The 15,359-nt window shown below is 58.9% G+C and carries 12 protein-coding genes; 8 read left to right on the top strand and 4 right to left on the bottom strand.

Annotated elements, in window-relative coordinates:
• Window positions 1-287 precede the first annotated feature (287 nt).
• The 3 genes from NZK35_RS17570 to NZK35_RS17580 are packed head-to-tail and all read left to right on the top strand — an operon-like array spanning window position 288 to window position 3,887.
• Window positions 288-893, top strand: a complete 606-nt coding sequence (locus NZK35_RS17570) for an RNA polymerase sigma factor (protein WP_259633839.1) — start codon at window positions 288-290, stop codon at window positions 891-893.
• Window positions 890-2,383: a serine/threonine-protein kinase gene (locus tag NZK35_RS17575; RefSeq protein ID WP_259633840.1), complete on the top strand. Its 1,494-nt coding sequence runs from the start codon at window positions 890-892 to the stop codon at window positions 2,381-2,383. Before NZK35_RS17570 ends, NZK35_RS17575 begins: the two co-directional genes overlap by 4 nt.
• Window positions 2,384-2,387: 4 nt before the next feature.
• A complete protein-coding gene (locus NZK35_RS17580; RefSeq protein WP_259633841.1) occupies window positions 2,388-3,887 on the top strand; it encodes a tetratricopeptide repeat protein in 1,500 nt (499 codons plus the stop codon).
• Between the two features lie 152 nt (window positions 3,888-4,039).
• Here NZK35_RS17580 and NZK35_RS17585 read toward each other — a convergent pair whose 3' ends face one another.
• The 4 genes from NZK35_RS17585 to NZK35_RS17600 are packed head-to-tail and all read right to left on the bottom strand — an operon-like array spanning window position 4,040 to window position 8,017.
• Window positions 4,040-5,845, bottom strand: a complete 1,806-nt coding sequence (locus NZK35_RS17585) for an asparagine synthetase B family protein (protein ID WP_259633842.1) — start codon at window positions 5,843-5,845, stop codon at window positions 4,040-4,042.
• 4 nt (window positions 5,846-5,849) lie between these two features.
• On the bottom strand, window positions 5,850-6,308 hold the full coding sequence (locus NZK35_RS17590; protein WP_259633843.1) for a tetratricopeptide repeat protein: 459 nt from the start codon (window positions 6,306-6,308) through the stop codon (window positions 5,850-5,852).
• A gap of 6 nt (window positions 6,309-6,314) precedes the next feature.
• Window positions 6,315-7,286: a hypothetical protein gene (locus tag NZK35_RS17595; RefSeq protein ID WP_259633844.1), complete on the bottom strand. Its 972-nt coding sequence runs from the start codon at window positions 7,284-7,286 to the stop codon at window positions 6,315-6,317.
• Window positions 7,283-8,017 (bottom strand): cupin domain-containing protein, encoded by a 735-nt coding sequence (locus tag NZK35_RS17600; RefSeq protein ID WP_259633845.1) that lies wholly within the window; start codon window positions 8,015-8,017, stop codon window positions 7,283-7,285. Before NZK35_RS17600 ends, NZK35_RS17595 begins: the two co-directional genes overlap by 4 nt.
• 431 nt (window positions 8,018-8,448) lie before the next feature.
• On the opposite strand from NZK35_RS17600, the gene NZK35_RS17605 reads away from it, so the two are divergent.
• The 5 genes from NZK35_RS17605 to NZK35_RS17625 are packed head-to-tail and all read left to right on the top strand — an operon-like array spanning window position 8,449 to window position 15,251.
• Window positions 8,449-9,045, top strand: a complete 597-nt coding sequence (locus NZK35_RS17605; protein ID WP_259633846.1) for a RedB — start codon at window positions 8,449-8,451, stop codon at window positions 9,043-9,045.
• A complete protein-coding gene (locus tag NZK35_RS17610) occupies window positions 9,042-11,045 on the top strand; it encodes an ATP-binding protein (RefSeq protein ID WP_259633847.1) in 2,004 nt (667 codons plus the stop codon). Before NZK35_RS17605 ends, NZK35_RS17610 begins: the two co-directional genes overlap by 4 nt.
• Complete coding sequence (locus tag NZK35_RS17615; protein ID WP_259633848.1) at window positions 11,042-12,826, top strand: hybrid sensor histidine kinase/response regulator; 1,785 nt, start codon at window positions 11,042-11,044, stop codon at window positions 12,824-12,826. Before NZK35_RS17610 ends, NZK35_RS17615 begins: the two co-directional genes overlap by 4 nt.
• A complete protein-coding gene (locus NZK35_RS17620; RefSeq protein WP_259633849.1) occupies window positions 12,823-14,034 on the top strand; it encodes a response regulator in 1,212 nt (403 codons plus the stop codon). The genes NZK35_RS17615 and NZK35_RS17620 overlap by 4 nt, the downstream gene beginning before the upstream one ends.
• On the top strand, window positions 14,031-15,251 hold the full coding sequence (locus NZK35_RS17625; RefSeq protein ID WP_259633850.1) for a response regulator: 1,221 nt from the start codon (window positions 14,031-14,033) through the stop codon (window positions 15,249-15,251). Before NZK35_RS17620 ends, NZK35_RS17625 begins: the two co-directional genes overlap by 4 nt.
• Window positions 15,252-15,359: the final 108 nt, after the last annotated feature.

Below are 15,359 nucleotides of genomic sequence, written 5' to 3' on the forward strand. Positions count from 1 at the left end.
CGCCACTGCAACACGCTCCGCACTGCGTGCATTCGAACCGTAAACCGTCTTGGTACCAGGGGCGTTGAGTGTTGCTCGGCATGATGATTGGAAACCGAAATGAACTTTGCGATGCGGTCGCGCGCGAGGCGAGCCGGCCTGTCGATTAAAGCCCAATACCGCTAAGTTAACATGAATGAGGGGGCACGGACGCTGGCGCGAACCGGCTGATGTCATCCGAATCTCAACCGTTTGGCGTGAGCGTACGGGCCCAAACGAAGAGAAACGACGCTTAACTATCTCACCACATGTCCGTTCCGGAAACACGACCGAGCCTGTTGATGCGAATCCGCGATCCGCGCGATCGCCAGGCGTGGAGCGAGTTTTCAGACCTGTATCGCCCCGTCGTCTGCCGAATGGCACGCCATCGTGGCATGCAGCCGGCCGATGCGGACGATTTGGCTCAGCAAGTCTTGATGGCTATTTCGCGAGCGATTGAAGGGTTCACGCCGGATCATGGACAAGCAAAATTTCGGACCTGGCTGAAAACGATCGCCCGCCGTGCGATCATCAATGCCCTCACCCGCAACGCGCCCGATCGCGCGATCGGCGGGAGCGACGTCATCGATTTGCTGCATCAACAGCCCGCCGCCGATGAGCAGACGCAAACACTGATGATGCAGTACCGGCGAGAAATCTTTCTCGTCGCCGCCTCACAAATTCGCGAGGAGTTCCAGGATGAGACCTGGCAAGCGTTTTGGTCCAGCGTGGTGCTCGGTCAAGACGTTCAACGGGTCGCCGAGTCGTTGAATCGCTCCCGTGGAAGTGTCTACACCGCCCGCAGCCGCGTCATGAAACGCCTAAAAGACAAGGTTCAGGAACTCGACCTGCGGCAGGAGCACGACGAATCATGAAAGCATCAAGCCCCGCGTGCCGTTTCGATCAATTGGATGCATTTCTGGCCGGTCAACTCTCCGCTGCGCAGGTGGAACAACTCGAACAGCATCTCGATGCGTGCCCGTGCTGTGACGAGGAATTGACGCGGCGGACCGCTGACGAATCGTTCTGGGACGATACCCAAACCTTTCTCAGCTCGGCCGACGGTCTGCCATCGGATCACGACACCGATGACCATCCGCTGCCCACGACGCCGGATCAGAACCGGTTCAACGCGTCGGACCAAGACACGCAACTTGGACTGCTGAGCTTTTTGGATCCCACCGACGACCCGCACCGACTGGGACGCTTCGGCGGCTACGAGATCTCCGGCATCATCGGCCAAGGCGGCATGGGCGTGGTGATGAAGGGCTGGGATGTCTCGCTGGATCGCTTCGTCGCGATCAAGGTTCTCAGCCCCGCCTACGCCGGCCACTCGGCGGCACGGCAACGATTTGCCCGTGAAGCACAAGCCGCCGCGGCGATCCTTCACGACAACGTGATCGCCATCTATGGCGTCGATCATTGGAAGGAAATGCCCTACCTGGTCATGCCCTACATCAAGGGCGAATCGCTGCAGCAACGTATCGACCGCGCCGCACCGCTGTCGCTGGAAAACATCCTCGAAATCTCGCTGCAAATCGCGCGCGGTCTGGCGGCCGCACACGATCAGGGCCTGATTCACCGCGACATCAAGCCGGCAAACATCTTGATGCCCGCCAGCGTTTCGCGGGTGATCATCACCGACTTTGGTCTGGCGCGCACCGCCGATGATGCCAGCTTGACGCGCAGCGGCGTGCTGGCCGGAACGCCCCAATACATGTCGCCCGAACAAGCCAAGGGTGAATCGATCGACGGCCGCACCGATCTGTTTAGCCTCGGTAGCGTCATGTACGCGATGGCGTGCGGCCGACCGCCGTTCCGCGCCGAAACACCCTACGGCGTGCTTCGCAAGATCACCGACCAGCCGCATCGTCCGCTTTCGCAGCTTCGCGAAGATCTGCCCCCATGGCTGGAAACCATCGTCGACCGACTGCTGCAAAAAGATCCCTCCGAGCGATTTGATGACGCCCATCAACTGGCTGACTATCTCGAAGATTACCTCGCGCATCTGCGTCAGCCGACGACGACAGTGTTGCCCAAGATCGAAGCACCGACGAAACGGCTGCGACCGACCATACCGCTCGTCGTGACGTTCACCGCTCTGCTGCTGGTCGGCGGGTGGTTCGCCATCGATCGATTCGCCGCTCGAAATCGAAATGCCCCGCCATCGGTTCTCGATCCGAACGAAACCTCCGTTCCACCACGTGCCTCGGATGCCGAGCCCTCGCCTTCTGCCCCACCGCCCGCACATTTGGAATGGGAGTTCGATGCGACACCACTGGATCAATTGGAAACCGAACTCGATCTCCTGCTGAAAGAAACCGTCGCCGATCCATTCGCCGATCCGTCAACCACACCGGAGTAACACAATGAAACGTATGAAATGCAAAACACTCGGGTTCGCGCTGCTAGGCATCCTGACGATGCTGATCGACGTGACGCCCCGTGCGACCGCCGAACTGTTGCCGGCGGACCAACTCGCGTCGTGCCAGTTGCACGTCATCGGGATCTATTCGCCTGAGAGCAGTGCCGATGACCGCGTGTTCGTCGACGTGCAGCCCACCGGCAAACCCGTCGTGCTGGTGCTCACCGGCTACTACGGCGCCCAGTGGAATTTGGACATTGCCGCCGAGGCCGACGTCCGCCAGATCATCGTTGCGGGGTACTTTGAACACTCGGTGCGCGGAGTACCGGATCGCGTTCCGACAGAAAGGATCACGTACTATCCCAGCGCGGACAAAACTCGCAAAGATTTCTTCTGGGCCTATTCATGGCATACCAAGAATGGTCGCGACCTGCGATCACGTCTCAAACAGCTCACCGGACTGGAAGTCACGACCTTTCAAGGCGAGTATTCGGCAAAGCGGTTCGTCGTGGACGGAAAGAACGGCGACGTCACGCAGTTTCTGACCGCTGAACCGCCGCCATCCGCGCCGGCGGGGAATGCCAATTCTCTTGAACAGAAACTGCGTGAACACGGATCGGCCGCAAAGTCGAAACTGCTTGAACTGTCCAACCAATTCGGTCAGGATCACCCGGCGGTCAAGCAACTCGAAAAGAGCCTTGACCTGATTGACGCCCAACTCAAACGATTGGGCGCCGCCCCGCTTGGGCCTACGGCCAAACAACCGTCGACTGCCAAACCGCCGCTGGAAACCGACCCGAACAAAGTGATCGAAGCGTTGGTGCGACAATCATTCCAATTGCAGATGCAACTGCAATTGGCACGAGTGGAAAAAGCCGAAGCCGACCTGCAGCGCGTCAAACTGCAATTGCAGCAACGCCTTGATTCGGCCGAAGAAATCATCGCGGCTCGCGTGCAGGAATTGATCAACCGCGATGTGGCCGAACCCGAGACGAAGGAACAGGTACCGGCGTCCGTGCTCACCGACGAAGGTTGGAAGGCGTGGCGAACTCACGATACGCGCAAGGCTCTGACGAGCTTTCTGGCGGCGATTAAGATCGAACCGGAAAACCAATCGGCGAGAAACGGGCTGGGTTGGACCTACGTGCATCTGGGGGAATACGACAAGGCGATCACGGAATTTAAAAAGATCGACCCAGACTCCCCGGTTCAAGGCGCGGCGCTCAACGGGATCGGCCAAAGTCTGCTCGCGCTGGGAAAACTGGACGAGGCCGAAAAGGTATTGCTCGACGCCACCGAAGACATGATCGCCAAGGATGGCGAAGCGGGAGCCGCCAAGATGGGACTGGCCGCCTGGTATGGTTTGGTCCGCACGTACTTGCAACAGAAAAACTACGAGCAGGCCAAGCAGTGGAGCCGGCGCTACCTCAAGCACAAGCCCGATGACAAAGGCATGAAGGACATGCTGGAGCAAGCTGAATCGGAAAGCGACGTCGAGGAGTAGTTGGCTCGTTTCAGGATGTTAGCGGAACGGCGCGAGCCGTCCGGTCACGCTTCAAAAATACACCGTGAAAGACCGGAGGGCTCGCGCCCTACCGCTAACAAGAACACCCCGCTTGGCGTCAACCTAGATGGCATGGGGCGCGAGTCCTCCGGTCACCGCACGACCCCCGTCCTGTCGCGATCGATGACGACGCGGCGCCACAGTTCAAACGTCATCAGCATCCACAGCCGCATGCCATAGCGACCGGCACCTTCTTCGATGTCGTAGCGCAACAGTTGTCGGATCCGATCGGGATCAAACAACTCGGCCTCCCGGACGTGTCGCGATGCCAGCGTCTTTTTGGCCAGCCGCCGCATTTCACCGCGGAACCAATAATGGACCGGGACCCGCATCCCGCTCTTGGGCCGCTCGATCACTTCACGCGGCAAGTCGTCTTCGTAGGCTCGTTTGAGCACCCATTTCTCATCACCGCTGCGGAGCTTCATGCGGGGCGGCATTTGGAAACTCAACCGAATCAATTCCTCGTCGAACAATGGCGCCAGCGGTGTCAGCCCCGACGCGGCCAACATCCGTTCGACTTTGGGGAGAATCAGATGAGCCCCCTTGAGACGGATATTGATTGCCATCAACTTGTTCAAGAATGAACGCACCGAAGACTGGTTAAAGAACGGTGCCAGAATCGATTCGAGATCACGTTCGGGGTCAATCTGGTCTCGAACCCGCGGGTGCAACACACGGGACCATTCCTCATACGCCCGTCGATAGGACGCCAGGTACGCCTTTTCGCGGAAGCCCGGTTCTCGCGGAACACCGTACCAGTGCTGCATCATCATCGGCAAATTCTTGGGACCGCCGAACAGCGGGTCGCCCCCTTCGCCGTTGAACACATACCGCACGTCTTGGCTGACGCGTCGGGCGAGCTCAAAATTCGGCTGCGTGATCGGATCACCGATCGGATCGTCAAGATGCCAGATCATCTGACGCAGCCGCGGCGCAAATTGCCTGGGATTGACCATGACTTCATGGTGTTCGGTCCCCAGTCGGTCTGCGACGCTGCGCGCAAATTCCAGCTCGTTGGGATAGTGTTTGCCGAAATGAATCGCATAGGTCAGCACGCGATGGTTGTGCTGACGTGCAACCTCGGCGGCGACGATGCTGGAATCCAAACCGCCGGACAAGAAGATGCCGACGGGCTCGCCCGACGGCAAACGCCGCGCGACGGCATCGCTGATCACACGCCGTGACTCGGCCACCCAGTGCGAATCGTCATCCCCGTCACCCCGGCCGTCCCATTCGTCCTCCTCAAATGGAAACAGATTCGTCAGCTCGCTGGACGCATCCCTGCCAAGCGTGACCGCGTGTCCGGCGGGCAATTCGTAAACATCCTTCAGCATCGTGCCGCTACCAGGCACGAAACTGAACGCCAAGTACTGCGCGATCGCCGCCGGTCGTATCTCCGCGGCATACCCCGGTGCCGAAGTGATCGCCTTGGGCTCCGACGCGACCAGCCAGCGCGACGTCGCGACTGAAGTGTCGTTGTATCGCCCATAAAAAACCGTCCGCACGCCGGCGCCGATTCTCGCAACATGCAGTACGCCGGCGGTCTCGTCAGCGATCGCCACGATCGCTGCCCCCTGCAATCGCGATAGTGCGGCAACCCCGCGTGCCCGATACTCCGCGATCAAGCCGGACAGCTCGACCGATCCCCCGGCAGATTCATTTCCGTCTCGGGTCAAAAACCCACAGACCAGCAAGGTCACGTCGTCATCGATCAACCCGCGGCGGTCCAAACGCAGACCGACGGCGTGGTCGTCGCTCAGTTGCAACCTGGCCAGCGATGCCGTGCTCGATTGCAGAAGCAGATCGCCGGACATTTTCCCGCGATGTGTGAGCGTCGCGATCATCGATCGCAACAGCGTCTCCGACGGCGGCCCCGTCAATCCGACCAATGCATCCATGGATTCACTCGGCCCGCTGCCGGTCCAGCATCGCTCGCACCGCGGTCGCCTCGGCCAGGTAGATGCTGCTGGAATGGTCGACGATGTCTTGAAATTGCCGTTCCGCTTGCCGGGTGTTGCCATCGAGAAGCTCAACGAAAGCCAGTTTGTAGCGTGCCTTGTCGGCTTCGTCCGACTCGGGAAACCGATCGATGGTTTGTTGAAACAGTTGCCGCGCTTGGGGAAGGTCGCCCGCCCCCAGCTTGGCTTTCGCCCGCAAGAATCGCGCCCGACTCAAAAGCGTGTGTCCAGGGTTTTGTTTTTCGAATGCAGCCAATTCGGACTCCGCCGCATCGAACTGCCCCTTGATCACCAAATCACGTCCGCGATGAAAAGCTTCACTCGATCGTTGGCCATCGCATCCGCTCGTGCAGAACGCCATCAGCAACAGGAACGCGGCAAGAACGCCTGACTTTGTTTTCATTTCAGATTATCCGAAGCTGGATGTGGAGGATGCGACGGCCTGCTCCCTCGCATGTTCTTCCAACAACGCACTCATCGTCATTTCGCTGGCGAAACAGGCGGCCAGTCCGGTGGACAGGAACGGCAGCGCCAACACGTCCACGGGCAAGGTGCGTTTGCGGTTTTTGGGATCAATCTGCCTCGCGCGCTTCAACCGCTTGAAATCCTCGGCGGCAAAGCCCAAATCGATCACCTTGCGACCTGCCAACGGCAAACCAAGCTGTGGAAGCTGCGATTGCATTTTCTGTCCCGCGGCGTCGGCATCGTGAAGCAGATGCACCGGCAAATCAGGCTGCTCTTGCAGGACGCGTTTGGCATGTCCGAGCAGATAGTGGGGGTAGCCGTTGATGGACAAAACCAGCATGGACTGTTCGGCATGCAGATGATTGAGGACAAACAGGTCGACGAGTTCGTCGCGCTGCACGATCAACAATCGCTGAACCCCATAGTCGTACAAATCCGACTCGGGTGACTGCGGCGGCGGTGACGTCAGCGACGGTGAAACGATCAGCTTGTCCAGTGGTTTGCCGTCGTTCATCCACCGTTCGATCAGTCGCAGGAATTGGTCTCGCGGCAAAATCGACGGACGGCTCAGCAGCGTTGCCAAAACGACGATTGCCGAAAGGAACCAGGTGACCGCAACGGCGGGGAGGTTGTTGGCCCCAAAAGCCAGCACCCCGAAGATGAAGAACAACGTCCCCACCAAGAAACCGGGAAGCTTTGACACCTTTTGCCGCCGACAATACGTTCCGTACAGCTGGTTGCGAGTGAAAAATGCCGTGTCGTTCTGGCTTGCCGCGCGGACTGCCGCGAGAAAACGTCCATCGGTCAATCCCTTGGACCGCTCATCTTTTGGATTGAAACTGAATCGATAACCGCAGGACGCGCACTTCATCCCCGATTTGACCGATTGGTTGTGCGGGCATTTCGGACATTTCATGATCGAACGTCCGCCGGCGTGCAGAAGGCCTCGCGATCCCGCTGTCTCTGGGCCGCCGAAACACCGTCGATCACGGTGCGGTTGATCATCGGATGATCCCCGTGGGTCGGACCACAATCGCTGTCGGGATGCCAAGCGATGACGAGCAACGGATCATGCGTGGTGTTGAAGCTGTGGATACCTTCGGGACGGATCGAAAAAATCATTCCGGGCTGCAGTGCCAACGCTTGATTGGGCGACCGACAGACGCCTTGGCCGCCGACGATCATCCCGAAACGAACCGTCGGATGGGTATGGGCGGTCTGTCGCGTGTGCGGCGGAATGTGCAGCAAATTCAAACAGGGGTCGCCTTTGACGGCCGGACCGATCAACAAGGTGTCGCTGCAGCCATCGATGTACCGCAAGCGGCCCGTCGATTCGATCGGACCGCCCAGTTGAAACAGCCCGTGATAACCGATTCGCGAAGCGACGAACCCGCCGCCGGATCCCTCGATCCGGCATTCCCCCGGCGCACTGAAATACATTCCGGCGGTCAATCGAAACTCGTGTCCGCCGCAGTTCAATGACGCACAGCCACGTTGCACAAACCCGTAGTGCGTCGCGTCCGATCCCAGCGACAACGATTCATCACCCCAACCGTAGAGCACCGAGGGGAACGCCGAATTCGACAAATCACAAAGCGGTCGCGTCTGCGCGGCAAACAGGGAAACGGCATCAGTCTGTAGATCCATCGGTCTCAGCTTGCGTGGGTGGAGAGAAGGGATCGCAAACGGCCTTCAAGGATAACGGAACTCGTCGTTGTTTGTTAGCGGCAGGGCGCGAGCCCTCCGGTCTTTCAAGTTTTCTCAACCGGATACCGGATGGCTCGCGGGCTGTCGATTGAGTGAGCCGCGACGCGTAAGCGACCGGGCATTCTCGCGCTGCCCGGGGCCTGACGGCCAGCGGCTCACCATTGCCTCGACAAATCCCCATAAATCGACAGACGGCTCGCGCCGTTCCGCTCACTCCCTCATCACATTGCGCCCCGCCGGGCAGCTCGCCTTCGGGATTCCCCTCAACCCGCGGTCAATCGGTTGCCATCGGCCAACCGACGACCAACAGCTTCTACTGACGCGGGGTAATATCGAGGAACAGCGGGATGAACTCACGGCCGATTCTACTGATGACATTTGTCGCATTGTTTTCGATGTCGGCGATCGGCTTCATCCAGTTGACCGACTACTCCAGTCGTCCCGGCCGGGCAGGCCAGGCACCGCGGCAACTGCCGAACCTGGCACTTATCGATGCGTCGTGGACGGCTGATGTCCCCGCCGGGGAGATGCCGACATTGCTCGTTTTCTACCACCCGAAATGCCCCTGCACCGCCGCCACGGTACGGGTCCTCGAACGACTACACCCGCGTTTTCGACCGACGCTGCGGATCATCGCGATCGCGTATTGCCCGCTGGAGCAGGACGACGCTTGGATCGAGTCTCGCACGACGACGGCACTGTCCAGTCTGACCGGCACGCAGACCGTGATCGACAGGGGCGGCAAGCTGAGTGAACGATTCGGTGCTCTCGTCTCCGGGCATCTGCTGCTCTATGACTCTGGTGGCCGATTGACCTTCAGTGGCGGAATCACCCCCTACCGTGGACACGAAGGCGACAGCCCCTCGTCGTTGGACCTGCTGCGTCGAATCAATGACCAGCCGGACGACTGCGGGCAATGGCCCGTCTTCGGATGTTCGATCGCCTCCGACCGGGAGCCGCGACGGTGAGCGCCATCCGGCGGACGATCGACAATACCGACACGCTGTTCAAAGCGCGTTACCAGAAAGAATGCTTACGCGTCAACGGATTCATCCAGTGGCTGATGGTCGCCCAATGGCTGGCCGGAATCGCGTTCGCCGCATTCTATTCCCCACTGACGTGGATCGGCAATCACTTCGAATTGCACGTGCATGTTTGGGCCTCGATCCTGATCGGCGGCTCGCTATCGGGGTTCACGATCTTGTGGCTGCGAACCTATCCCACCGCCGCCCACTCGCGGCACGTGGTGGCGACGACTCAAATGTTGTGGTCGGCGTTACTGATTCATCTGTCCGGCGGCCGCATCGAAACCCATTTCCATGTGTTTGCTTCGCTGGCCATCCTGAGCATCTACCGGGACTGGACGATCTTGGTCACCGCGACCGCCGTGATCGCGGTCGACCACTTTGTTCGCGGCGTTTTCTATCCGCTTTCGGCCTTCGGGATCGTGACCGAAAGCCCCTACCGCTGGATCGAACACGCACTGTGGGTGCTGTTCGAAGTCGCGTTTCTGGCGCCCGGCTGCCGGCGATTGCGAAAGGAAATCCGCGAGCTTTGCGCGCGACAGACCGAAATCCAAGATGCCAAACGGTCGGTCGATCTGAAAGTCGAAGAACGCACCAAGGATCTGGTCAAGGCAAACCTGCTGTTGGCGATCAAAACGGCTGAAGCAGAGAAACTGGCCCTGGTCGCCAAGTACACCGACAACGCCGTTGCGATCACCGACGGCGATGCGAATGTCGAATGGGTCAACGAAGGCTACACGCGGATCACGGGCTTCGAATCCAATGAGATGATGGGTGCTCCGGAATCTGGATTTCGATCGGGCGAACAAACCTGCCCCCAGGCATTGTCGGCCATGCGTCGCGCCATCGAGAAAAAACAGGCGTTCAACACAGAAATCATCAGTTACCGCAAAGATGGAACGCCGTTCTGGTTGGCGATCGAATTGCGTCCGATCCCCGGCAGCAACGACACCACACAGCGTTTCATCAGCATCCAAAGTGACATCACCGATCGCGTCGAAGCCGAGCGGCAAAACAAAGTTCTGCAACAGGAGATCGTCGACGCCTCGCGCCAGGCCGGAATGGCCGAGGTCGCCACGGGAGTACTTCACAACGTCGGCAATATCCTCAATAGCGTGAACGTCTCCGCGTCGATCATCAAGAAACAATTCTCCAACAGCGCGCTGCAGAACCTGGAAAAGGCGACCGACCTGATTTCCGAATATGAATCATCGTTCGCGGATTTTGTTCAAAACGATTCCCGTGGTCAAAAGCTTCCCAAATACCTGGTCGTCGTCTCTCAATCCCTGCGCCACGAGCAATCATCCATCGATCGAGAATTCAGCGACCTGACCAAAAATATTGAACACATCAAAGAAATCATCGCCGTGCAACAAACCATGGCGAAAACCTCCGGACTGCAACAAGAACTCCACGCCAGCGACCTGATTCGCGATGTTTTGACGGCCAACAAGGAATCGTTGACCAAGCATTCGATCATCGTCATCGAAGACTTCGCGGATCCCGATCCGGTGATGGTCTCGGACAAACATCGGATCCTGCAGATCCTGATCAACCTGGTGTGCAACGCCAAAGATTCTCTATTGGAGGCTGCCGTCCCCGATCCGACCATTCGGCTGCGAACTTGGACCGAGCACGATCACGTCTGCTTTGAAGTGGCCGACAACGGCGTCGGAATCCAGACCGACAACCTCAATAAAATCTTTCAACACGGATTCACGACGAAGGTCCACGGCCACGGATTCGGTCTGCACAGCAGCGCCAACGCGGCAACCGAAGTCGGCGGACGGCTTTCGGCAACCAGTGCGGGAATCGGAACGGGCGCTCAATTCGTCCTGCGAGTCCCCATCGAAGGGCGCCCGCTTTGCGACAAACGCGACCACCACGAACGTGATGCCGATCCGACAAACCTGTTTCATTCCGAATCGGGAGAAACCGCATGAGTGCCGCAGACGCGAGCGTCGAACATCTGCTGGTGATCGACGACAACGAAGCGATCCACAACGACTTCAGAAAAATCTTTACGACTTCGTCTGCCCACGACGATTTGATGGCCTTGGACGCAGAGTTGTTCGGCGAGGAGTCGGAACCCACCCCACCCTCACCAATCTATGCGTTGAGCTTTGCCAGCCAGGGCCGCCTGGGATGCGAGATCGTCCAAGAGGCGAAACAACGGGGCGTCCATTTCGGCACCGCCTTCGTCGACATGCGCATGCCGCCGGGATGGGATGGCGTTCAAACCATCCAGCGACTCTGGGAAATCGATCCCGACCTGCAAGTCGTGATCTGCACCGCTTTTTCAGATCACAGCTGGAGCGAAATCGCCCGACGCCTCGGTCGCACCGACAAACTGTTGGTCTTGAAAAAACCCTTTGATGAAATCGAGGCAGTTCAACTGGCGACGTCACTTTGTGAAAAACGTCGACTGTTAGATGAGCATCGACGGGCTTTGAGCGAGTTGACCAAGACGGTCGTGTCACAACAGTCAAAACTCGAATCGGCCCACCAGAACGCCGAAGTGCTGATCGACTCGATCTCCAGCATCTTGGTTTGCCTGGACCGGGACCATCGTGTCACGCGGTGGAATCCGCATGCCGAAAACACGTTCGACATCAAGGCCGACGACGCGATCGGGAGCACGCTGGGGGAACTGCCGATTGCCTGGTCCGATGCCGCCAAGCTGGAAAGCCTGTTGCAAGCCGATTCATCCCAAAACCCTCAACACGACGAGATCCAATTCGTTGACCGCTGTGGTGAAAAACGCACGCTCGACATTCGCATTTCTCCGCTCAGTGATGCCGCATCGGCCGCGATGCTGGTCGTCGCGACCGATGTCACCCGACAACGATTCATCCAGGCACAATTGGACCAATCACGACGATTGGAGTCGGTCGGGCAACTTGCCGCCGGCGTGGCGCACGAAATCAATACGCCGATGCAATACATCGGCGACAATGTCCGCTATGTCGCCAAAACCATCGACCGACTGTCCCAATTACTTGATTGCCTGCCGGCGTTTGTCGATGAATCTGTCTCCGACGCGGAATTGATCGAACTTCGCAAGTCGCTCGACGGATTCGACAACGCCCACAAAGTCCGCACGGCAATTGAGCAGATGCCCGATGCCCTGGTGGATTCGATCGATGGTGTCGAAGCGGTTTCCAAGATCGTTGCGGCGATGAAAGAGTTGTCGCACCCGGGGACCGGCAAGCGAAGCCAACTTTGCATCAACCATGTGTTGCAGTCGACCATCGCGGTCGCCAGGAACGAATGGAAGTACGTCGCTGAAATCCAGACCGATCTCGACGATCAACTGCTGCCGATCGACGGCTTGCCGAGCGAATTGAACCAGGCGTTTCTGAACATCATCATCAACGCATCGCACGCGATCGGCGATCGCACCGAACGCCACGAACTCGACAAGGGCGTGATCGCGATCGGCACCCGCGATCTCGGCGACGCCGTTCAGATCACGATCTCGGACAACGGCGGAGGCATCCCGGCCGCGATCCGCAAACGAGTCTTCGAACCATTCTTCACGACCAAAGACGTCGGCAAGGGAACGGGCCAAGGCCTAGCGATCGCGCATTCGGTCATCGTCCAAAAGCATCACGGCAAACTTTGGTTCGACGTCGACGACGGGATCGGGACGACGTTCACGATCCAGATCCCCCGCTGCCCCCAGCCGGCCGCGGTGGTCGAATCGACCGGAGCGATGCCATGAAAATTCTGCTGGTTGATGATGAAGAACGTGCCGTCCGTGGCGTCTCGCGGTGGATCGCCGGCGAGATCGGGCAATGGGAGGTCGTCACCGCGGCCTCCGGCGCCGATGCGCTGCGACTGTTGGAATCCGGTGATTTCAATGTGATTGTCAGCGAGATGCGAATGACGGGCATGGACGGTGCCGAATTGTTAAGCCTGGTCGAACAGCGACACCCGGACGTGTTCCGGGTCGTCTTGTCCGGCCAGGCGGACCGCGACACCGTGCTCAGTGCGGTCCAGCCGATGCACCAGTTTCTGTCCAAGCCCTGCGACCTGAACGTCCTGATCGATGTCATCAAGCGGGCGGAGACCTTTCAAGCCACCATCGCCTCGGCGGCAGTCTTGGATGCGATCGGCCAAGCGAACGGATTGCCGTCGGTTCCGGGAATCGTCAGCGAGATCAATGAGGCGTTGGCGAGCGAAAACTGGAACACCCAATCGATCGCCAACATCATCAAGAAAGATCCGCTGCTGAGCGCCCGGATTCTGCAGGTCGCCAATTCGGCGATTTTCGCGCTGCCACACCCTGTGCTCGACGTGGTGCAAGGCGTTTCCCTGGTCGGTGCCGAAGTGATCCAGGGTCTTGCCATGTCTCAAGCGGTTCAATTACGCAACGTCAAAGATTCCGACATTCTGTCGACCAACGCCCTGTTTGATCATTCGTTTCAGGTTGCCGTGCTGGCGAAAAACTTCTCGCGACCCGTGCGTCAAGGCGATGACACCTGCGCCTCGGTGTTCAGCGGTGCCCTGCTGCATGACATCGGAAAGCTGATTCTGCTGGATGCCTTCCCCGACCAATACTCAAGACTCTTGTCGGTCTCCGCCGCAGAACACCGCCCCTTGTGGGAACTGGAGCTCGACGAACTCGGTGCGACGCACCAAGGCGTCGGTGCGTACCTGCTGGCGCTGTGGGGCGTACCGGCCGCCATCGTCGAAATCGTTGCATCCCACCACAGTTTCGAAGTCTGTTCGCGGCGAAACCTCCCCTGCCAGGTCGTCTACGCCGCCAATTGGCTGTGCAACGGCGGCGATCAAGACTTGATTGAGCGTGAGCTGGAATCGGCAAATCACACCGAGCAAGCCGTTCTGTTTGCGAAGCATTTGCTGAGCTGGAAAAGCGACGCACTTGAACACGCCGACAGGGCATCACCAACACGGAACAACCCATGAGCAATCACAAGATCCTGTTCGTTGACGATGATAAAAAGCTGCTCGGCGGCATCATGCGTCAACAGGGCGACGATTTTGATCTGACGACCGCGCTCGGGGGCGAAGAAGCGCTTCAATTGATCGAACGACACGGCCCCTTCGCCGTGGTCGTCTCCGACATGCGGATGCCGGCGATGAACGGCATCGAATTGCTCAAACGCATCCGCGAACGTTCACCCGACACCGTTCGAATCATGTTCACCGGATTTGCCGAACTCGATTCGACCATCGAAGCGATCAACGAAGGGCACATCTTTCGTTTTCTCGCCAAGCCGTGCAGCGAGCGAGACTTGGCCGCGGCGCTCAAAGCGGGGCTCCGGCAACACGCCCTGATCGAGGCCGAACGCGAACTGGTCGAAGGCACACTGCATGGAAGCGTCAAGGTTCTCAGTGAAGTGCTGGCGTTGGTCAGCCCGCTGGCGTTCGGCCAATCCACGCGTGTTCGCGCGATCATCGACGGGATCTTGAAACGGGTGCCGATCGAAGACCAATGGCAATTGGAAATCGCCGCGATGCTGTCGTCGCTCGGCTGTGTCACCGTCCCGACCGATGTGCTGGAAGCGATCTTTGACGGCGCGACCGTCTCGACCGACGAAGAGAAACAGTTTGCCAAACATCCCAAACTGGCCGCCGACCTGATCAAGACGATTCCACGAATGGAGCACGTTTCAAAAATCATCCGTCTGCAAAACGTCAACCACGGCGTGCCCGAGGTCGATGGCGTCCCGGTCCCGCTGGAAAGCCGGGTCTTGAAACTGGCGATCGACTTTGACCTGAAAGAACGCTTCTGCGAAAGCCCGCTCCACGCACTCAACGAACTCAGGGAAAACCGAAGTGCCTACGAGCCGAAGTTCTTCGCGGCGCTGGAAGACTACGTCAAACGCGAACGAAATTTCAAACATGCCAAACTGAGCGTCCATGAAGTCGTCCAGGGCATGGTGCTGGCCGAAGACATTCGCAACCAGACCGGGACCTTGCTGATGAGCAAAGGCCATCGTTTGTCCGGCTCGGCGATCCGTCTGTTGGAAAACTACTACAAGAAAAAGATCCTCAGTGGCCCGCTCAAGGTGATCGTGCGAAGCGAGCCGGACGAGGTCGAAAACGCCCCCCCCACGACCGCCGGACAGACGCCCGAAATCCCTCTGCCGCACGTGGACGTCACGTTCGCAGAGGGCTGACCTCCATCATCCGCCGCTCGGCGCCAGCCCAATGCCATCTACTTTGGCACTCGAGGTGTTAGCGGAACGGCGCGAGCCGTCCGGTTGCGCTTCAAAAACACCGTGAAA

Source organism: Stieleria sedimenti (genome assembly GCF_025060895.1).
GTDB lineage: Bacteria > Planctomycetota > Planctomycetia > Pirellulales > Pirellulaceae > Stieleria > Stieleria sedimenti.